This is a genomic window from Type-E symbiont of Plautia stali (assembly GCF_059731115.1).
In genome coordinates, this window is the sequence record NZ_AP035906.1 from 4096545 (window position 1) to 4116510 (window position 19966).

21 protein-coding genes and 1 riboswitch are annotated in these 19966 nt (G+C 56.3%); of the genes, 11 read left to right on the forward strand and 10 right to left on the reverse strand.

Going from position 1 to position 19966, the window contains the following annotated elements:
- Window positions 1-89: 89 nt before the first annotated feature.
- A complete protein-coding gene (locus AC6I8L_RS18960) occupies window positions 90-584 on the reverse strand; it encodes a GNAT family N-acetyltransferase (protein WP_058960666.1) in 495 nt (164 codons plus the stop codon).
- Between the two features lie 62 nt (window positions 585-646).
- Here AC6I8L_RS18960 and AC6I8L_RS18965 point away from each other — a divergent pair, with 62 nt between their 5' ends.
- A complete protein-coding gene (locus AC6I8L_RS18965; protein ID WP_058960667.1) occupies window positions 647-2479 on the forward strand; it encodes an ABC transporter ATP-binding protein in 1833 nt (610 codons plus the stop codon).
- On the opposite strand, the gene AC6I8L_RS18970 is transcribed toward AC6I8L_RS18965, so the two are convergent.
- The 3 genes from AC6I8L_RS18970 to AC6I8L_RS18980 all read right to left on the reverse strand — a co-directional run bounded on the left by AC6I8L_RS18970 (window position 2476) and on the right by AC6I8L_RS18980 (window position 4300).
- Window positions 2476-3600, reverse strand: coding sequence for a GNAT family N-acetyltransferase (locus tag AC6I8L_RS18970; protein WP_058960668.1), 1125 nt, complete (start codon window positions 3598-3600; stop codon window positions 2476-2478). The two genes, AC6I8L_RS18965 and AC6I8L_RS18970, sit on opposite strands and share 4 nt — an antisense overlap.
- 165 nt (window positions 3601-3765) lie before the next feature.
- Window positions 3766-4095, reverse strand: a complete 330-nt coding sequence (locus AC6I8L_RS18975) for a type II toxin-antitoxin system RelE/ParE family toxin (RefSeq protein ID WP_058960669.1) — start codon at window positions 4093-4095, stop codon at window positions 3766-3768.
- Window positions 4064-4300, reverse strand: a complete 237-nt coding sequence (locus AC6I8L_RS18980; protein WP_034819879.1) for a ParD-like family protein — start codon at window positions 4298-4300, stop codon at window positions 4064-4066. The genes AC6I8L_RS18975 and AC6I8L_RS18980 overlap by 32 nt, the downstream gene beginning before the upstream one ends.
- Before the next feature lie 192 nt (window positions 4301-4492).
- Here AC6I8L_RS18980 and AC6I8L_RS18985 point away from each other — a divergent pair, with 192 nt between their 5' ends.
- The 3 genes from AC6I8L_RS18985 to AC6I8L_RS18995 all read left to right on the forward strand — a co-directional run bounded on the left by AC6I8L_RS18985 (window position 4493) and on the right by AC6I8L_RS18995 (window position 7050).
- Window positions 4493-5392, forward strand: a complete 900-nt coding sequence (locus tag AC6I8L_RS18985; RefSeq protein ID WP_058960670.1) for a LysR family transcriptional regulator — start codon at window positions 4493-4495, stop codon at window positions 5390-5392.
- 99 nt (window positions 5393-5491) lie between these two features.
- Window positions 5492-6433, forward strand: coding sequence for a glutathione S-transferase family protein (locus AC6I8L_RS18990; protein ID WP_058960671.1), 942 nt, complete (start codon window positions 5492-5494; stop codon window positions 6431-6433).
- An 11-nt stretch (window positions 6434-6444) separates the two neighbouring features.
- Window positions 6445-7050: an alpha/beta hydrolase gene (locus AC6I8L_RS18995; protein WP_058960672.1), complete on the forward strand. Its 606-nt coding sequence runs from the start codon at window positions 6445-6447 to the stop codon at window positions 7048-7050.
- Here the strand turns inward: AC6I8L_RS18995 and AC6I8L_RS19000 are convergent.
- The 3 genes from AC6I8L_RS19000 to AC6I8L_RS19010 form a co-directional block, all read right to left on the reverse strand.
- Window positions 7047-7844 (reverse strand): sugar phosphate isomerase/epimerase family protein, encoded by a 798-nt coding sequence (locus tag AC6I8L_RS19000; protein ID WP_058960673.1) that lies wholly within the window; start codon window positions 7842-7844, stop codon window positions 7047-7049. The genes AC6I8L_RS18995 and AC6I8L_RS19000 overlap by 4 nt on opposite strands.
- A gap of 118 nt (window positions 7845-7962) precedes the next feature.
- Complete coding sequence (gene crcB, locus AC6I8L_RS19005) at window positions 7963-8340, reverse strand: fluoride efflux transporter CrcB (protein WP_058960674.1); 378 nt, start codon at window positions 8338-8340, stop codon at window positions 7963-7965.
- 90 nt (window positions 8341-8430) lie between these two features.
- Window positions 8431-8506, reverse strand: a riboswitch (Fluoride riboswitch).
- Window positions 8507-8547: 41 nt separating this feature from the next.
- Window positions 8548-8718 (reverse strand): hypothetical protein, encoded by a 171-nt coding sequence (locus tag AC6I8L_RS19010; protein WP_167347116.1) that lies wholly within the window; start codon window positions 8716-8718, stop codon window positions 8548-8550.
- A gap of 90 nt (window positions 8719-8808) precedes the next feature.
- Here AC6I8L_RS19010 and AC6I8L_RS19015 point away from each other — a divergent pair, with 90 nt between their 5' ends.
- The gene (locus tag AC6I8L_RS19015) at window positions 8809-9726 is read left to right on the forward strand and encodes a nucleoside hydrolase (RefSeq protein ID WP_058960675.1); all 918 of its coding nucleotides are present in this window, start codon (window positions 8809-8811) and stop codon (window positions 9724-9726) included.
- Between the two features lie 73 nt (window positions 9727-9799).
- Here the strand turns inward: AC6I8L_RS19015 and AC6I8L_RS19020 are convergent, their stop codons facing one another.
- Entirely contained in the window at window positions 9800-10828 is a 1029-nt protein-coding gene (locus AC6I8L_RS19020) for a zinc-binding alcohol dehydrogenase family protein (RefSeq protein ID WP_058960676.1), read from the reverse strand.
- Window positions 10829-10963: 135 nt separating this feature from the next.
- On the opposite strand from AC6I8L_RS19020, the gene AC6I8L_RS19025 reads away from it, so the two are divergent.
- Complete coding sequence (locus AC6I8L_RS19025; RefSeq protein WP_058960677.1) at window positions 10964-11866, forward strand: GntR family transcriptional regulator; 903 nt, start codon at window positions 10964-10966, stop codon at window positions 11864-11866.
- A gap of 172 nt (window positions 11867-12038) precedes the next feature.
- Window positions 12039-13391 carry an MFS transporter gene (locus AC6I8L_RS19030; protein WP_058960678.1) on the forward strand — a complete coding sequence of 451 codons (1353 nt, stop codon included), beginning with the start codon at window positions 12039-12041 and terminating at the stop codon, window positions 13389-13391.
- A gap of 79 nt (window positions 13392-13470) precedes the next feature.
- Here AC6I8L_RS19030 and AC6I8L_RS19035 read toward each other — a convergent pair whose 3' ends face one another.
- Window positions 13471-14379: a LysR family transcriptional regulator gene (locus tag AC6I8L_RS19035; protein ID WP_058960679.1), complete on the reverse strand. Its 909-nt coding sequence runs from the start codon at window positions 14377-14379 to the stop codon at window positions 13471-13473.
- A gap of 2 nt (window positions 14380-14381) precedes the next feature.
- On the reverse strand, window positions 14382-15431 hold the full coding sequence (locus AC6I8L_RS19040; RefSeq protein WP_058960680.1) for a dipeptidase: 1050 nt from the start codon (window positions 15429-15431) through the stop codon (window positions 14382-14384).
- Between the two features lie 199 nt (window positions 15432-15630).
- Between AC6I8L_RS19040 and AC6I8L_RS19045 the strand changes: the two genes are divergently transcribed.
- The 4 genes from AC6I8L_RS19045 to AC6I8L_RS19060 are packed head-to-tail and all read left to right on the forward strand — an operon-like array spanning window position 15631 to window position 19960.
- On the forward strand, window positions 15631-17226 hold the full coding sequence (locus AC6I8L_RS19045; RefSeq protein ID WP_058960682.1) for an ABC transporter substrate-binding protein: 1596 nt from the start codon (window positions 15631-15633) through the stop codon (window positions 17224-17226).
- On the forward strand, window positions 17226-18236 hold the full coding sequence (locus tag AC6I8L_RS19050; RefSeq protein WP_034819940.1) for an ABC transporter permease: 1011 nt from the start codon (window positions 17226-17228) through the stop codon (window positions 18234-18236). Before AC6I8L_RS19045 ends, AC6I8L_RS19050 begins: the two co-directional genes overlap by 1 nt.
- Complete coding sequence (locus AC6I8L_RS19055; RefSeq protein ID WP_058960683.1) at window positions 18233-19132, forward strand: ABC transporter permease; 900 nt, start codon at window positions 18233-18235, stop codon at window positions 19130-19132. The genes AC6I8L_RS19050 and AC6I8L_RS19055 overlap by 4 nt, the downstream gene beginning before the upstream one ends.
- A complete protein-coding gene (locus AC6I8L_RS19060) occupies window positions 19133-19960 on the forward strand; it encodes an ABC transporter ATP-binding protein (protein WP_034819944.1) in 828 nt (275 codons plus the stop codon).
- The last annotated feature ends 6 nt before the right edge of the window (window positions 19961-19966 follow it).

Consider the following 19966-nt stretch of genomic DNA (forward strand, 5'->3'; position numbering starts at 1 on the left):
CTTAATAACGCATTTATGCGCACCTAACCAAATCCCGCACAAGCCTGAATGACGCATTTATGCGCACCTGGCCAAAGCCCGCACGTTACTTAATCGCGCAGTTTCGCCATCACCACAATGTCGTGATATTCACCCTCACGCAGGCAGGCTTTGCGCTTCACACCTTCATGTTCAAAACCAAGGCGCTGGTACAACCGTAGCGCACGGGCATTATCATGAAAGGCTTCCAGCTCAATACGTACCACGCCCAGCCAGTTAAAGGCATAATTGATAGCGTTAAGAATCAGTTTCTCGCCAATACCCCGCCCGCCAAACGCCGGATCGACGCTGACACCGAAGCTGATGCTATGACGTGTGCGCGGGCGCTGTTCAACGAATAACGTCAACTCGCCCACCATTTGCCCGTCAATCTCCGCGACAAAGCCGATATAGCCTGCCGCGTCCATGTTCTCAAATTTTTTCTGCCAGGTTTGCACGCTGGGAAACGGCAGCTGCGTGGTCCAGCGATAGACCTCAGGGTGGCTGTAGAGGCGTTGATAAGCGGCTGCATCGGTTGGTTCGCGACCGCGAATGATCAGATCCATGTCGGTAATCCCTTTCACTTGCACTAAGCTGTTAACTCTCACCAAACGGAAAGAGTGACTTTATGTTGTATCGTCGTTTTGAACGTTTTATCAATATTTTCCAGGATGCACCAACCGATTCTCCCCCTTCCAGCGTCTGGCCGTTTTACCTCTATTATCTGCGCCAGGTGTGGCCGAGCTTTGTCGCCCTGCTGATTGTCGGACTTGCCCAGGCGCTGATTGAAGTGGCGCTGTTCAGCTATCTCAGCCGCATCATCGATCTGGTCAATCACTCGACGCCCGCCACGCTGTTCACCGACAACTGGCAGGTGCTGCTATGGATGGGGTTTGTCGCGCTGATTCTGCGGCCGGTGATTATCGCGCTGCACGATATGCTGGTGCATCAGAGTATCAACCCGAGCATGACCAGCATGATCCGCTGGCAGCATCACAACTACGTGCTGCGCCAGAGCCTGAACTTCTTCCAGAACGATTTCGCCGGACGCATCGCCCAGCGCATCATGCAGACCGGCAACTCCCTGCGCGATTCCGCGGTGCAGCTGGTGGATGCCATCTGGCATGTGGTGATTTACGCCGTCACCTCACTGGTGCTGTTCGCCGAAGCGGACTGGCGCCTGATGATTCCGCTGATTATCTGGATCGTGGCCTATAGCGTCTCGCTGAGCTTCTTTGTGCCGCGCGTGAAGCAGCGTTCGGTGGTCTCTTCCGAGGCGCGTTCCAAACTGATGGGCACCATCGTCGATGGCTATACCAATATCGCCACCATCAAACTGTTCGCGCACAACGATCTGGAAAAACGCTACGCGCGTGAAGCGATTCAGGAGCAGACCGACAAAACCCAGCACGCCAGCCGCATGGTCACCACCATGGATATCACGCTGTCGACGCTGAATGGTCTGCTGATTGTCAGCACGTCTGGCCTGGCATTGTGGCTGTGGAGCCAGTCGCTGATCAGCGTCGGTGCGATTGCGTTGGCCACCGGTCTGGTGATCCGCTTAGTGAACATGTCCGGCTGGATCATGTGGGTGGTGAACGGCATCTTTGAAAATATCGGCATGGTGCAGGATGGATTAAACACCATCGCGCAGCCGCTCAGCGTACAGGATGAGCCGCAGGCGAAAAACCTGCAGGTAACGCAGGGTCAGATCCGCTTTGAAGATGTGCGCTTTGATTACGGCGGCAGCCGCCAGGTGATCAATCGCCTCAACCTGAATATCAAACCGGGCGAAAAAATCGGCCTGATTGGACCATCCGGCGCGGGTAAATCAACGCTGGTGAATCTGCTGCTGCGGCTGTATGACATCAACGGCGGGCGCATCCTGATTGACGATCACAACATCGCCGAAGTCACGCAGGAGAGCCTGCGCGGCCAGATTGGCATGATCACTCAAGACACGTCTCTGCTGCACCGTTCGATTCGAGAAAACCTGCTGTACGGGCGCCCAAACGCCACCGAAGACGAACTGCAGGCGGCGATTATCCGCGCCCGCGCCGATGAGTTCATTCCGCTGCTGTCCGATCCACAAGGCCGTACCGGGCTGGATGCGCATGTGGGTGAGCGCGGGGTGAAACTCTCCGGCGGTCAGCGCCAGCGTATCGCCATTGCCCGCGTGCTGCTGAAAGATGCGCCGATTCTGATCATGGATGAGGCCACTTCCGCCCTCGATTCCGAGGTAGAAGCGGCGATTCAGGAGAGCCTGGAAACGCTGATGCAGGGCAAAACGGTGATTGCCATCGCGCACCGCCTTTCCACTATCGCCAAAATGGACCGACTGGTGGTGCTGGATAAAGGTGAGATTGTTGAGATGGGCAACCACCGCGAACTGCTGGCGCACAACGGACTTTATGCGCGCCTGTGGCAGCATCAGACCGGTGGCTTTGTCGGCGAAGATTAATCGCCGCGACGATATGGCAGGGCTTCGCGCGCTTCAATGGCATAGGCGCGGATCCCTGCCCGCTCCTGCACTAGATATTCTTCTACGGCTTCACGCAGCCCCGGATGGCAAAGGTAGTGCCATGAGTGGGTGATCTGCGGTTCGAAGCCGCGCACCAGTTTGTGCTCGCCTTGCGCCCCCGCATCAAAACGCTGTAATCCCTCGGCAATCGCAAAATCCATGCCCTGATAGAAGCAGGTTTCAAAGTGCAGGCGATCGAACTCCGCCAGGCAGCCCCAGTAACGCCCGTACAGCGAGTTGCCATCCACCAGATAGAACGCCATGGCCGCCGGATGACCCTGCAGCGTGGCAATGACCACGCGAATGGATCGCGGCATGCGTTCGGCCAGCAGGCTGAAGAATTGCCGCGTGAGATAAGGACGCTGCCCGCGTACCGCATAGGTATTGGCGTAACAGGTATAGACAAAATCCCACTGATCTTCGCTGAGTTCGTCACCACGATACCAGTTGAACTCAAAGCCACTGCTCGCCACCTGTTCGCGCTCTTTACGCAGCTGTTTGCGTTTGCGTGACATCAGCGTGTCGAGGAAATCCTGAAAATCGCGGTATCCTTTGTTGTGCCAGTGATACTGGATGCCGAGACGCGCCAGCCAGTCGGGCTGCTGCTCCATCACATCGTTGGCAAACGGCGTGGTGAAATTGATATGTGCGCCGCTCAGGCCGTTTTGCAGCAGTTCATCGGGCAACGCTGCGAGCAGCTGGCTGATGGCGGCTTGCTCGCCCAATAAACGCGCACCCGTAACCGGGCTGAACGGAATCGCCCCCAGCCATTTTGGATAGTATGGAATGCCGGCGCGGTGACAGGCATCAGCCCATGCGTGATCAAAGACGTATTCACCTTGCGAATTGCGTTTGCGATAGCCCGGCAGCGCGGCGCTCAGCACGCCCTTTTCGCGCCACAGCAGGTGATCCGGCTGCCAGCCGTTTTCCGGCCGCACGCTGCCACTCTCTTCCAGCGTGAGAAGAAAGGCATGGCGTAAAAACGGTTGATCGTCAGGTAACAGCGCATCCCATTCAAGGGCGGAAATCTCCGCCAGCGATGACAGGTGAAGCAAAGACATGCATGGCTCCCGGCCAGCTTAAGGCGAACAGCTAGTTCAACAGGTTTTGTCGCAGGGGAAAAGAGGGGGCGCACTGAATGTGCATCGACCATCTATTGGCATGAATCACGCCGGAGGGGGTTTGGATGGGAAAGGACGCTTCCACCGCTTAAGGAAGCGACTCTGTTAGCCGATGAGTTTCAGGTCGTTTTTACGATGTTGCTTCTGGTCGTCATAATAATTTTCGTGTGTACCGAGGCTCAGAAGATAGATTTCCAGTCTCTGATCGACCCAGCTGTAACCCAACAGATATTGCTGCTTGCTCAGGTAAAACTTGTGCACCCAGAGATAGCTCAGGTCGCCCTTTTTGCGTTCACCGATCTCTGGGTTAGCAATAATGCGGTCAATCTCTTGATCAACACCCTCCTGATCCTGTTCCGTCAGGCGGTTAAACGCCTTCTCAAAACGGCGGGTCTGATAAATCTCAACTTCCTGTCCGGTCTTTTCTGCGCACATATTTTTTGACCTTGCCGTTATCCATTTCTGCTTTAGCCAGTAAGATTTCGTTGATGAAGGAGAACGTCAGATCGGGGTTATCCTCTGCGATGCGACCAATCTTCGCCCAATGCTCAATCTGCTTAGGCACGCTGCGGCTCATGGCTTCTGCATGTGTTTTCACATCTTCAACAAAATCATCGTCTAAGCGGACGCTGGTTGCCATATTTAAACCTCTTATTGTCGTCACCCGATACGTTGTTGTGAGAGTGGTTCCATTGATACGTCATTGCCAGACGTACAACAGAGGTGATTGTGCGACATATTGTCGCATTTGGCAATCAGTGATAGCAGCACGATTTACCGTGCCTCGATAACGAATGTGTATACTCACCTTTTTCGCTGCGCAGGAACCGCCATGGATCGTCTTGATTGTGACCGCATGTTCGTAGCGGTGCTGGAAGTGGGCAGTTTTGCCGGGGCGGCCGAGCGACTGGGCACCAGCAGCGGTCAGGCCTCTAAGCTGGTTTCACGTCTGGAGCAGGAACTCGGCGTGCAGTTGTTTAAGCGCAGCACGCGTGCACTCTCAGCCACTGAAGTGGGTCGCGCCTATTATGAGCGGGTAAAAACCCTGCTGGATGCTTTTGACACGCTGGATGCCACGGTACGCGAAAACGCCACCACGCCGACGGGACGCTTAAAAATCAGTGCGCCCGGCACCTTTGGTACGGCGGTGCTCGCCAGTGTATTGGTCGCATTTGCGCGTCACTACCCTTTGATTGAACTGGATGTAAATTTCTCGGATCGCGCGGTGAACATCGTCGATGAAGGCTATGACATGGCGATTCGCATTGGCAAATTGGATGACAGTAGCCTGATTGCACGTCGTTTGGGCGATGTACCGATTCGCGTAGCAGCTTCGCCGGGCTATCTGCTTCAACAAGGCACGCCGCAGCACTGGCGCGATCTGGCTGAGCATCAATGTATCAGCGACACCAATTTCCGCGATCCCTGGCACTGGCCGTTTGTGACGCCGTGCGGCGATAGCGTTTCCATGCCGATTCGCGGCCGCCTGTGTTTCTCCAATACCGAAGCCTGTTTACAGGCAGCCATCGCCGGATTGGGTATCGCACGTTTACCGGGTTTTATTGCCGCACCTGCGCTACAACGCGGCGAAATCGTCTCGCTGCTGGATAACTTCGCCACGCCGCCGATGGGCCTGTTTGCCCTCTATCCCCCCGCTCGCCATCTGGCGCAGAAAACCCGCTTACTGATTGATTTCCTCGCCGATCATTTCCAGCAACATCCTCCCGGCTGATTCCTTCCAATTTGGAAGCAATGAAAGCCATTTTGCCCGGATTATCACCCAACCAGCAGCGCGATATGCTCACTCCATCACCAGAGAGGAGTCGAGCATATGTTGGTTAACGGTAAGTGGAGTGCAGAGTGGCATCCGGTTCAAGCCACCGATAAACAGGGCGGATTTGTCCGTCAGACGTCCAGTTTTCGCCACTGGATCACCGCAGACGGCTCCAGCGAGTTTGCCGCCGAGCCGGATCGCTATCATCTGTATGTGGCGCTGATTTGCCCATGGGCCTCACGCACGCTGGTGGCACGCAGCCTGAAAGGACTGGAGAAAGTGATCAGCGTCTCGGTGGTCGAGCCGCAGCTGGGTGCGCAGGGCTGGCACTTCGGTGACTATCCGGGTGCTGATCGTGACTGGCTTAACAAAGCCGAGTACATCCACGAACTTTATACCCGCGCCGATGCTGACTTTACCGGCCGCGCGACCGTGCCGGTGCTGTGGGATAAGAAGACGCAAACCATTGTGAACAATGAATCTGCCGATATTCTGCGTATGCTAAATAGCGGATTTGGCGATCTGGCCGACAACAGCCTCGATCTTTATCCGGAGGATCTGCGCGCTGAGATCGACGCGATCAATGAATCGATATACCCACGCCTTAATAACGGCGTCTACCGCACCGGCTTTGCCACCACGCAGGTGAGCTATCAGCAAGCGTTTAATGATGTGTTCAGCCAGTTAGATGAACTGGAACAGCGTCTGAAAGACGGCCGCACTTTCCTGCTGGGCGAGCGCCTGACCGAAGCCGATATTCGCTTGTTCGTGACGCTGGTGCGCTTTGACGTCGCCTATCATGGCCTGTTCAAATGTAACCTGCGCCGCCTGCGCGACTATCCGCTGCTCGATCGCTATCTGAAGAGTATGCTGGCGGTTTCAGGTGTGCGTCAGACAGTGAACATCGACCATATCAAACAGGGTTATTATTCAATCAAGGCGCTGAATCCCAACGGCATTGTCCCGGTTGGCCCAGATATGGCGGATTACGGACTTTAAGGAGCAGGATGATGGCAAAAGCGTTAGTGGTTTTCTTACACGGTGTCGGCAGTAATGGCGATGACCTAGCCGTGCTCGGTCAGCACTGGGCCAGCCTGCTGCCGGATGTGGCTTTTGCCTCACCGAACGCGCCCTATCCGTTTGAACATGCGATGGGTTATCAGTGGTTTAGCCTGACGGGCATTACCCCAGAAAATCGTCCGGCGCGGGTGCGTGAAGCCCGCGCAGCGTTCGATGAGACACTGCAGCAGTTGATGGCGCAACACGGCATGGCGGACGCGTGGGATAAAGTGATTCTGGTAGGCTTTTCTCAGGGCTCGATCATGGCGCTGGATGCACTGGCACAGGGCCGTCATCCGCTGGCGGGCGTGGTGGCGTTTTCCGGACGATTGTCGTTTGACGGTGCATTAACCCCGGCTTCGCACACGCCTGCGTTGCTGATTCACGGCAAAGCGGATGGGGTGATCCCCTATAGCGAAACAGAATCAGCGGCACAACGTTTGCAGGAGGCAGGGGTCACGGTGGAAGCACGCTATGAAGCCGCCACCGGGCACACCATCTCCTCACAGGGTGCCATGCAGGCAGCGACGTTTATCGCCCAGTGTTTACAGGATTAAGGCCAATAGCGATTTAACGCTTGCCAGGCTTTTTGCGCGGCCACTTCCGGTGGTTGCGCTTTTAACCCATCGTTAAACACTTCAATGCCGACCGGCCCCCGGTAACCGCCGCTCTTCAACTTATCGACAAAGCGTTCTACCTCGATAATGCCGTCGCCGGGCAGTAAACGCTGGTGGCGAGCATAATCGCTCAGCGCGCCCTTCTCTTGCGGCGGCATCTCCGCCATGTCGCACAGCTGCACTTCGTAAATACGATCGGCAGGAATGCCGTCCAGCTGCGACGCATCACCGCCCAAAGCACAGATATGGAACAGATCGACCACCAGCCCTATATTCGGCTGGTCGAGACGTTGCAAACGCTGCCACGCCAGCGGCAAGGTGTTATCGACGCTGCACCACGCCATCGGTTCATACATGATGCGCATGTTATAGCGCGCGGCCTCTGAGGCCATCCAACGCAGATCTTCATCGATACGCTCAGCCACGCAATCTTCACGCGTGGTGGCGGGAGCCTGAATGGTATCGCAGCCAATAGACTGGGCAATGTGGATAAACTGACGCAACTCTTCGCGTTTCTGTAAACGTTCGCGATCGGGGGTACCGGTAAAGTCGCGTAGTACCTGCAAGTTGGTAAAGCCGAGATCTAACTGTTGTGCCAGCAGCGGTGTGTTGGTCTCGACATCATCCCGCCAGATTTCGACCTGATCGAAACCCGCGGCACGGGCCGCGCGCAGCTTCTGCTCAGGTTCACCGTTTAACAACACCAGGTTAAGGAATTTGGGGTTACTTCGCATCAACGGGCTCCTTAATCGTCCGGATAAATCGGTGACAGGTTCTGCGTGTCACGCACACAGAACACCGACCAGTATCTACCTCTTAGGAGTTATTTCAAGCCCGTGATGCGCAGGGCTTTTATCCCAGCAAATTGACGACCGCAAAACCGGCGAAAGTCATCAGCACAGACCCCACCACGTGGACCATGACGCTCGACATTGCCCAGAGGTATTTACCGGTTTGCAGCAAGCCGACAATTTCCGCTGAAAAGGTTGAGAAGGTGGTCAAACCGCCGCATAAGCCAGTGACAATCAGCAGTTTCCAGAAAGGGTCAATATGCGGATTGCGGACAAAAAACGCCAATGCGGCACCGATGATAAACCCGCCAACCAGATTCACCATAAGTGTGCCCGGAGGCAGATTTGGGAATAAGGCATTGAAACGAAGGGAAATTAGCCAGCGCAGCGAGCAGCCCACAGCACCACCGAGCACAACAGCCAATAACGACTTCACCATAATTTGGAGCTCCTGAAATGAGTTACGCGCAGGGCCGCGGCAGGACAGAAAAACGCCTGACACACCGCCGTCTCCCGCGCAGGGATAAGAGTGTTGTCAGGCGTCATCAGCCGTCTGTTTCCAAAACGGCGGTTGGGGAAGGTGGCACGCCATCACCTTAGCGGCACGATAATACGCTGGCGCAGCGGGAGTGACAATATCGGAGAGTTAACCCGTCGTGGCCTGGATAAGGTCTTTCAGCAACTCTTCTCGCGTCATTCCCATATTTGCCGCTTTATCTATCTCTGAGAGAGCAAGTAAGGTGAGCAAAGCACAGCGTTCTTGATAACGCTGGCCTTGACCTGATGGCGCAATGAATATCAGCGATTTTATTATCATGCTTACTCCTGATTAATTTTCGCGTTTATAGCACATTCATCATCTTGATATTTTTGCTTCACTTCCATTTATACAAAATTGGAGATCCCGATGCGTACCCTGATTTTTGATACTGATATTGGCGTGGATGATGCCTTTGCGCTGGCGTATGCGGCGCGGACGCAGCGGTTGCTGGGGATTACCACGGTGTTTGGCAATGTGGCGGTCGGCCAGGCGGTGAAAAATGCCCGGCTGTTCTGCGAGAAGATGGGGATTGAGGCACCGGTGTATCGTGGCTGCTCGCAGCCACTGGCATTGGCGCCTTCTGCGCCCGCCACGCTGCACGGCCTGGATGGATTAGGGGATGCATTCGAGAACTCACACAGTGAAGAAGCCTCCAGCGCGGTGCAGTTCATTATTGATAGTGTGCGTGCGCAGCCGCATACCATCACAATTGTAGCGATTGGTCCGCTGACCAATATCGCCAGCGCCATCAATCAGGCACCGGATATCATTCCGCTGGTGAAAGAGCTGGTGATCATGGGCGGCGCATTTGGCACCGACGGCCATTCCGGCAACGTCTCGCCGTTTGCCGAATTCAATATCTGGAAAGATCCGCATGCCGCCGATCAAGTGCTGGCCTCGGCGCTGCCGGTGGTGATATTACCGCTCGATGTGACGCACAAGGTGCTGATTACGGGCGATGAAGTGCGGCAGTTAAATCAGCCTGTACTCAGCGCGATATGCCGTCCGTATCTGGCGTACAGTCTGCAAAAGGAAGGGTTTGATGGCATGGCGCTGCATGACACGTTGACGCTCTCCTGGCTGGCCCTGCCGCAGGCGTTTACCGTGACCGAAGCACCGGTGCGTGTGGTGACGGAAGGCATCAGCCGTGGTCAGACAGTGCGACGTCTCAGCGCCCTCGCCTCACGTGAAGATCCGTTTGCCGGACTTCGCCCACAACGTTTGTGCCTCGGCGTGGATGCCGAAGCAGTGCGGGAGCACTTTTTTGCCGCATTGCGGGCATGAGATGGGTGGTCGCCATAAATGGCGACATGACGGGCCCTTAGCGTTTTGTCTGGTGCGCAGCAATGCGCACCGACTACCTCGCGAAATGAATCACACCTTTGATCAGCTCACGATTATTAATCACCTCAGGCTCAAAGGTCTCCGCCAGGGTGGAAAAATCATAATGCCGATTCAGCATGATATCGGCACGAAGCTGACCCGAAGCCATCAGTTCGCCCACTTTCGCGAAATCTTCGTGTGTGGCATTGCGACTGCCCATCAAGGTGGTTTCGCGTTTATGGAACTCGATATCCGGGATCACCAAATCCCCTTTGTGCAGACCGACAAACACGATGGTGCCGCCATGACGAATCAGCTTCACCGCACCGTTCATCGCCGCCGGGTTGCCGGTCGCATCAATCACCTTTGCCGCCAGACGTCCACCAAACTCTGCACGTAGCGTGGTTTCGAAATCTTCTGCCATCGGGTTGAGAGTCGCGAGCCCCAGCTTTTCTGCGACATGCGCACGTCGCGGTTCGCTGGTATCGGCCACCACTACCTGCGCGCCCGCGGCCGCCGCAATCGCGGCTACACCTAAACCAATCGGTCCGGCACCGACCACCAGCACCTGCTCATCCGCTGCCACCGCCGCACGACGTACCGCATGCGCACTGATCGCAAAAGGCTCGATCAGTGCCGCCGCTTCCGGCGCCACATCATCAACAGCTAACAGGTTGCTGGCGGGTACGCTGAGGAACTCGCAGAAGCCACCATCCTGATGTACGCCAATTACCGAAATATTCTCGCAGCAGTTAGTTTTACCACTCAGACAGGCATCGCACTGCTGGCAGGAAACATAGGGAATCAGCGCCACGCGCTGCCCTACTTTGAAATCCGTTACCCGACAGCCCAGCTCCACCACTTCGCCACACAGCTCATGGCCCAGAACGCGTGGATAGCTAAAGAACGGCTGATTGCCCGCCCAGGCATGAATATCGGTGCCGCAAATCCCGGCGGCAATCGGTTTAATCACAACCTCCTGTTCGGCCGGAGTCGGTTTCTCACGCTGCTGCCACACCATATTGCGCGGCTCGGCAACCACCAGGGTTTTCATTGTTGTCATGGGCTTCTCCTGTGCTGATGTCGCAGTTTTGGCGAAAATCAGCCACCCGCGCCGTTTGCACATGCTGAAGTGTGAGGCAGCGCCCTTTTTTTGGGCTTTGTGTGGTTTTTAATAAATAAAAAACCGGAGAAGCGCATGAGCCGAAGCCTGAATTTACGCCAGAACGTGATCAATCAAATGCTGGAAGGCATCGCTAAACGCCACATCCGATCTCCGCTGCCACCGCAAGCCGCGCTGGCGGAAATGTTCAATATCAGCCGCACCACCGTGCGCCATACCCTGCAGCATCTGCATGAGCGCGGCGTACTGGATAAAGTTGAAGAAACTTACGTTATCGTGCGCGATCCCAGCGAAGAGGATGGTTTTAGCGCGTTAACGCCGCCAATCGATCAGCAAGCGCGTCTGTTTGAACAGGCGTTTTTTAATCTGATTAACCAGCGTCAGCTGATGCCCGGCGACAGTTTTAGTGAGTTGCAACTGGCACAACAGGTCAAGGCCAGTCCGGTAGTGGTGCGAGAGTTCCTGCTGCGGTTTATGCGTTACGACCTGCTGGAACCGGTGAAGCGGGGTCACTGGCGCATGAAAAAGTTTGATCAACGCTACGCTGAAAACCTGTTCGAACTGCGGGAAATGCTGGAAACACATGCACTTACCCGCTTTCTCAACCTCCCCTCCAGTGATGAGCGCTGGATTCAGGCGCGCGACCTGCTGGATCGTCACCGTGCCATGCGCGACACCATCGCCAGTAACTATCGCCACTTCGCCGCGCTGGATAAAGAGATGCATACGCTGATTCTGTCGGCGGCGAACAACCCGTTCTTCAATCAGTCACTGGAAATCATCTCAGTGATTTTTCATTCGCATTATCAATGGGATGAAACGGATTTAAAGCAACGTAACATCGTGGCACTGGAGGAGCATATGGCGATTCTGACTGCGCTAATTAGCCGCCGGGATGTTGAAGCCCTGTGCGCGTTACATAACCATCTCGGTACAGCTAAATCGTCGATGATTCGCTGTATTCGTCAGTACAATTAAAAACCGATTAAAAACCACAATTCTGAAGCGCCCGCACGAATCTGAAACATCCTCGCAACATCCCAACCGGTTTACTTCTAGTCTCCAAAGCAATCTGTTGTGGCAGCACCGTTTCGCTGCCGCAGGACCCCAACCCTCGATAACGATAAGACCCCATACCTGGGAGGTTGCAATGGAAAATACATCTGCACGTGGCCGTGACGCCGCGCCAACATCCGCAGTAGACGGGCAAGACTTTGTCCCGGCACGCGGTGACGTGGTGCGCTCACCGCGCATTAAGAAGATTCAGGTTACCGCCATGTTGTTGCTGCTGTTTGCGGCCATCATCAACTATCTCGATCGTAGCTCGCTGTCAGTGGCCAATATGACCATTCGTGGAGAACTGGGTTTATCGGCCACCGAGATCGGCGTGTTGCTGTCGGCGTTTTCGCTGGCTTACGGCTTAGCGCAGCTGCCATGTGGTGCACTGCTGGATCGGAAAGGACCGCGCATCATGCTGGCGCTTGGCATGTTTGTCTGGTCACTGTTCCAGGCCGCTGCCGGTCTGGTGCATAACTTCACCCAGTTTGTGCTGGTGCGCATCGGATTGGGCATCGGTGAAGCGCCGATGAACCCGTGCGGCGTTAAGGTGATCAACGACTGGTTCAACATCAAAGATCGCGGCATGCCGATGGGGATGTTTAACGCCGCGTCGATGATTGGCCTGTCGATTGCGCCACCGATTCTGGCAGCGATGATGCTGGTAATGGGCTGGCGCGGCATGTTCGTGACCATCGGCGTGTTGGGTATGTTCCTCGCCATTGGCTGGTATCTGATGTACCGCAATCGCGATAACAGCCAACTGAGCGGCGAAGAGATTCACTACCTGCAAGCGGGCAGCGTGGCATCACGCAAAGAGCCGCTGAGCTTTGCCGAATGGCGCGGTTTGTTCAAGCAGCGCACCATGTGGGGCATGATGATTGGCTTCAGCGGCATCAACTACACTGCGTGGCTCTACATTGCCTGGCTGCCGGGTTATCTGCAATCGACCTATCATCTGGATCTGAAAAGCACCGGGTTGCTGGCGGCGATTCCATTCCTGTTTGGCGCCGCGGGCATGTTGCTGAACGGCTATGTGGTAGATGCCTTGGTGCGTCGTGGAATGGATGCAGTGAAAGTGCGTAAGGTATCGATTGTCAGCGGCATGCTGCTGTCTGCAGCCTTCACCACTTTCGTCACCCGTGCAACAGACACCGCCAGTGCAGTGACGCTGATTGGCATGGCGCTGTTCTGCATTCACTTTGCCGGGACATCTTGCTGGGGCTTGATTCACGCTAACGTTACCGCACGTATGACGGCATCGGTGGGCAGCATCCAGAACTTCGCCAGCTTTGTGTTTGCCTCGTTTGCGCCGGTGATCACCGGTTGGGTGCTGGATACCACCAAGTCATTCAGCCTGGCGCTGATGATTTGTGCAGGCGTCACCGTGGTGGGTGCGCTGGCGTATCTGCTGCTGGTGCGTAAACCGATTACAGATGGGGTGTAAGTCGTCAATAGCGCGATAAATCGCGCCGCTACGACAAAGTGCACAACTTTGGTAGCGGCGTAATGTATTGCGCAAGTCGTTAAAGCGTAAAAAACCGCGTTTCACACTGCCGCGCGATCTCCCACAGCTTATTACGGATCACCTGCTTCAGCTGCAACGTTGACTGCGATTGCGGCTGATCGCGGCGGCTGATCAGCATCACTTCAAAAGGCAGCGGCTGTGCCACCGGCAGCAACTTTAACTGGTCGGCATACCGGCAAGCAGTAAACAGATCCACCACGCCCACGCCGCCGCCCGCCAGCACCATATCGGCAATCACCGAATAGGTTTTGATCGACAGCGACACCGCCGGGTCCAGGCCTTTGTCACGCAAAGCGCGATGCAACACGCGCCCAAGCGGGTCTTGATTCTGCATCATCAACAGATTATTGGCGCACAGCCACTCCAGCGTGGCGGGGTCGTTATGAGTGTGATGCTGCGGCAACAACGCCACCATCGACGATTGAAACAGCGGCTCGGCCAGCAAGTCCGCATCCACCTGCTGACCAAATACCAGCGCGAAATCGAGCTGATTATCCATGATCATCTGGCACAGCGTGCTGAAATGCTCGGTCACCAGCTCCACACTCACCGATGCCGCCTGTTGCCGCCAGTTGACCAATGCAGGCGCTAATACCATCTGGCCAAAGGCATGGGCAGCACCGACACGCACCATCTGCCCTTCGCCGCGCCGCAACTGTTCGGTAAGCTGCGTAATGGTCTGCAAACGCTGGTAGAGGTCTTCCACTTCCGGCAGCAAGCGGCGCCCTTCGGCCGTGACCACCATCCCCTGCGCACGGCGCTCAAATAGGGCAAAACCCAGCTGCTGCTCGGCGTGCGTCAAGACACGGCTGACATTCGGCTGCGACACATTGAGCAATCGCGCCGCCGCACTGATGCTGCCGGTCTGCACAATCGCCTGAAAGACTTCAATGTGTCGTAATCGCATCGTTACTCGCCCCAGGTCGCTTCGAGCACGCGCAGCCAGTTGCCGTGGCAAATTTTTTCCAGCAGTTCGCGCGAATAACCACGAGCCGCCAGCGCGTTAACCACCAGCGGGAAACCGGCCACATCTTTCATGTCGCCTGGCATGGTGGCGCCATCCAGATCGGAGCCAAAGCCGACGCCATCTTCCCCCACTTTCTCCAGCAGGTACTCCACGTGTTGCACGATGGCATCCACGGTGGTCGGCGCATGACGATCGCCATCTTCACGCAGGAACGGCACGGCGAAGTTCACGCCGACAAAGCCGTGGGTTTCTTTAATGGCCGCCAGCTGGCGATCGGTAAGGTTGCGCGACTGCGCACTGATGACATGTGCATTGGAGTGGCTCGCCACCAGCGGCGCATCGCTGATCTCTGCGGTATGCCAGAAGCCCTTCTCATCCATGTGCGACAGGTCAACCATGATGCGGCGTTGATTACAGTCGCGCACCAGTTGCTTGCCCGCCGCCGTTAAGCCGTTGCCGACATCCGGCGATGACGGATACAGGAACGGTACGCCCTCACCAAACTGATTCGGGCGACTCCACAGTGGCCCCAATGTTCGCAGGCCACTGGCATACAAGATATCCAGCAATTCACCATGGGTATCCAGCGCTTCGGCCCCTTCCACGTGCATCACCACCGCCAGCACGCCCTTTGCCATGCAGTCACGAATATCGCGCACGCTGCGGCAAATTTTCACTTGTCCCTCAGAGGCCTGCTCAATCCGCAACAGCAACGCCAGCATCGAATAAGTGGCATCACGCGCAGCGCCAATAATTTCCTGAGGAAAATCTGAGAGGTCTGGCGCACTTCTTGCAATCAGAGGGTGAGACGGCACCCAGGTGGCAAATATCCCACCTACCATATTTCCTTGACGGATACGCGGCAGGTCCATCTGACCGCGTCCAGTGCCCTGCAGAAAGGCCTGCACCGCGTTGGGTTGATGGTGTTGCCAGAGTTTATTGAGCACATCGTTGTGACCGTCAAAGACCGGAATGTTGAAGATGTCAGACATGTTGTATCGATTCCATGTTCAGGAGAAAGCGCAAGCGCTGCCTGCTGGCGGGGCAAATTGCACCAAAAAGAGGCAAGGCTTCACGCATGAAACAAATGACTTAATCCCATTATTAATCCTCTCGCACAGCGGGAAAGTCAAGACAAAAAACAGCAAAATAACTAAATTTAATTTTATTAATCAATAACTTGGAGTTGTCATGGTAACCAGAAGACGTTTTCTCGCAGGATGCGCCGCCGTCCCTGCTTTTTCCTATCTGAGTCTCAACACCGCCTTCGCTGATACGCCACCGAGTATGTTCGTGATGGCGATGCAGCTGGACAACATCACCAGCCTCGATCCCCATGAAAGCTTTGAAGCCACCGGCGGCCAGATTTGCGGCAACATGTACCAGCGCCTGGTCACGCCCGATCCACAAAAAGCCGACAAGGTGATCGGCCAGCTAGCAAAAAGCTGGGATGTCAGCAGCGATAACAGCACCTACACCTTCCATCTCGATCCGGCAGCCAAATTCGCCGACGGCACACCGCTGACGGCGGAAGATGTCGCCTATTCGATTGAACGTATCGTCAAGCTGGATAAAAGCCCGGCCTTTATTATCAACCAGTTTGGCTTCACTAAAGACAATGTGACGCAGAGGGTCACGGCGAAAGATGCGCATACCGTGGAGATGAAACTCGGTGCACCAGCGGCTGAAACCTTCCTGCTGTATTGCCTCTCTGCCACCGTCGGCAGCATCGTGTCGAAGAAGGCCTGTGAAGCCAACCAGCAGAACAACGATTTCGGTAATGCGTGGCTGAAGCAGCACAGCGCCGGTTCGGGTGCCTTCACCCTGCGCACCTGGAAAGCCAGTGAAACGGTGATCCTGGAACTGAGCCCGCTGTATGCCGATAAGAGCAAAATTAAGCGCGTGATCCTGAAGCACATCACCGACCCGGCCGCTCAGGCGCTGATGGTGAAGAAAGGCGACGTGGATGCGGCCTACGATCTCACCACCGAGCAGCTACTACAGGTGAAAAACGGCAGCAACGTGTCGCTGGTGAATCAGTCGCTGTCAGCCATCATGTTGATGTCGTGCAACACTAATAATGAATACCTGAAAAAGCCGCAGGTGTGGCAAGCCCTGAAGTGGGCGCTGGATTACGACAGCATCCAGAAAAACATCCTGTCGATGAGCTTTATTACCCATCAAAGCTTCCTGCCGAGCGGCTTCCCGGCTGCGCTGGACGACACGCCGTTCCACAAAGACGTGGCAAAAGCCAAATCGCTGCTGGCGGAAGCGGGTTATCCCGATGGATTTGAGATCACCCTCGACCACTACTCAATGCAGCCGTATCCCGATATCGCTCAGGCGATCCAGACCCAGTTGGGTGCGATTGGCATCAAAGTGTCATTGATTGCCGCCGAAAACCGCCAGGTGTTAACCAAGATGCGTGCGCGTCAGCATCAGCTGGCGCTGACCGTGTGGGGTGCGGACTATTTCGATCCGAACTCCAACACCGAAGCCTTCTGCGTGAATACCGACAACAGCGAAAATGCCCGCAGCCGCACGCTGGCATGGCGCTGCAGCTGGTCAGATGAAGAGTTCAACAAACTGACTGCACAGGCACTGCACGAGCCGGATCCGGCGAAACGTATTGCCCTCTATCAGCAGATTCAGCAGCTGGGCCGCGAGAAAAGTCCGTTCATCTACATGATGCAGAAAACCAAAAATGTCGCCTGCGGCAAAAACATCTCAGATGTGCACATGACGGTACTGGAGCAGTGGCCATACGATCAGGTGAAAAAAGCCTGATGCCTTTACTGAAGAAAATCGTCAGCACCCTGGGAAGCCTGGTGCTGACGCTGTTTGGTCTTTCTGTACTGACCTTCTTTATCGGCCGGGTGATGCCTACCGATCCGGTGCTGGCGGCGGTGGGCGATAACGCACCGCAGTCCGTGGTGGATCGCGTGCGCCTGGAAATGGGGCTGGATCAGCCCCTCTACATTCAGTTCGGCCACTACCTCAATCAACTGCTGCACGGCGATCTCGGGAAATCGGTTCTCACTTCAAACCCGGTGACCACCGATATTGCGCGCTTCTTCCCGGCGACCATGGAACTGGCGACTGCCGCGATTATTATCGCCGCGCTGGTCGGTATTCCGCTGGGTGTCTGGGCCGCCGTGCGCCAAAGCACCTGGGTCGATCAGACCATTCGCGTGGTGTGCCTCGCTGGACACTCACTACCGGTGTTTGTGCTGGCGCTGCTGAGCCTGCTGGTGTTCTACGCCGTGCTAGGCATTGCGCCGGGTCCAGGACGGCAGGACATCATCTGGCAGGATATGGTGCCGCAGGTCACCGGCTTTCTTACCATCGACTCATTGCTCGCCGGTGAAACGGATGCCTTCTGGGATGCGCTGGCACACATGGCGCAGCCGGTCTTGATCCTTGCCTACTTCAGCATGGCCTACATCACACGTATGACGCGCACCTTTATGCTCAATGCCTTGAGCGGTGAATTTGTGATCACTGCGCGTGCGAAAGGGCTGTCATCGCGCCGGGTGATCTGGCGGCATGCCTTTCCGACCGTGGCGGTGCAACTGGTGACGGTGCTGGCGCTGACCTACGCCGGATTGCTGGAGGGCGCGGTCGTCACCGAAAACGTCTTCTCATGGCCCGGCCTCGGCCAGTATCTCACCACCTCGCTGATGAACGCCGACATGAACCCGGTAGTGGGTGCCACGCTGCTGGTCGGCACCGTATACGTGCTGCTCAATCTGCTGGCTGACCTTCTTTATCGACTTTGGGACCCACGCGTAAAATGATCTTCTTCTCTCGTGACTGGCTGCTGGACGATACGCCAGCCAATCGCCGTCAGGCGGTGTGGGGCCGACGCTATCGCTTGTGGCTCAGCCTGCGCAGCAACCCGCTGGCAATGGCAGGATTAGCGGTCATCGCCGTCATGCTATTACTGGCGCTGTTTGCACCGTGGCTGACGCCGTTTGACCCAGGCGCACAGCATCTGGAAAACCGTCTGGCGGCTCCTTCTGTCGCACACTGGCTCGGCACCGATGAGTTGGGCCGCGATGTCTGGACGCGCATTATCTATGGCGGACGCACCACGCTTGGCATGGTGATCGCCGTGGTGCTGCTCACCGCCCCGCTCGGCCTGCTGATTGGCTGTATCGCGGGCTATGCCGGTGGGATTGTGGATAAGACGCTGATGCGTATCACCGACATCTTCCTCGCCTTCCCGCGTTTGATTCTGGCGCTGGCGTTTGTGGCCGCGCTGAAACCCGGCGTGGAGAGCGCGATTCTGGCGATTGCCTTAACCGCCTGGCCGCCGTATGCGCGTCTGGCGCGTGCCGAAACCATGCAGTTCCGCCACAGCGATTTTATCGCCGCTAGCCGACTCACCGGTGCCTCGCCGTTGCGCATCATCCTGCGCCACATCATGCCACTGTGCGTGCCGAGCCTGATTGTGCGCGTCACGCTGGATATGAGTTCCATCATCATCACCGCCGCCAGCCTTGGCTTCCTGGGGATGGGCGCGCAACCGCCGTCGCCTGAATGGGGCACCATGATTGCCACCGCGCGCCGCTTCCTGTTCAGCGAATGGTGGGTGCCGCTGATGCCGTGTATCGCCATTTTCCTGACCTCACTGGCATTTAACTTTCTCGGCGACGGTCTGCGCGACGTGCTGGATCCTAAGGAGCGCTAAATGCTGGTGGAAATTGAAAACCTGCGCATTGCCTTTCGCAGTCGCACGGAAACCTTTGAAGCAGTACGCGGCGTGAGTTTCAGCGTGGGCCGCGAGAAGTTTGCCATTGTTGGCGAGAGCGGATCGGGCAAGTCGCTGACCGCACGCTGTTTGATGCAGCTCCTGCCGGGTAATGCCGAAGTAACCGCCGACGTATTGCGTTTTGACGGTATCGATCTGCGCGGCGCCAGTGAAAAAGTGCTGCGTCAAATTCGCGGCAAACGCGTGGGCTTCATCCTGCAGGACCCAAAATATTCACTCAATCCAGTGATGACCATTGGCCAGCAGATCGCAGAAGCCTGGCGCGAGCACAAAGGCGGCAGCCGTAAAGCGGCAATGCTGGCGGCGATTGATCTGCTGGAGCAGGTGAAAATTCGTGATGCTGCCGCCGTGGCTAAACGCTATCCGCATGAAGTTTCCGGCGGGATGGGCCAGCGCGTGATGATTGCCATGATGCTGGCACCGGATCCGGAACTGCTGATCGCCGATGAGCCCACCAGCGCGCTGGATGCCACGGTACAGGCAGAGATCCTCAAGCTGATTGACGATCTGGTTTCCGCGCGCGGCATGGGGTTGATCCTGATCAGCCACGATCTGCCTTTAGTGTCGCACTTTTGCGATCGCGTGGCGGTGATGTACGCCGGGCGCATTGTCGAATTGCTGGACGCCGGGCAGTTACAGCAGGCTCAGCATCCGTATACGCGCGGCTTACTGGCCTGTTTGCCTTCGTTAAAACATCCGCGCGAGCGTTTACCGGTATTACAGCGCGATGCGGCGTGGCGGGAATAGCGCAAT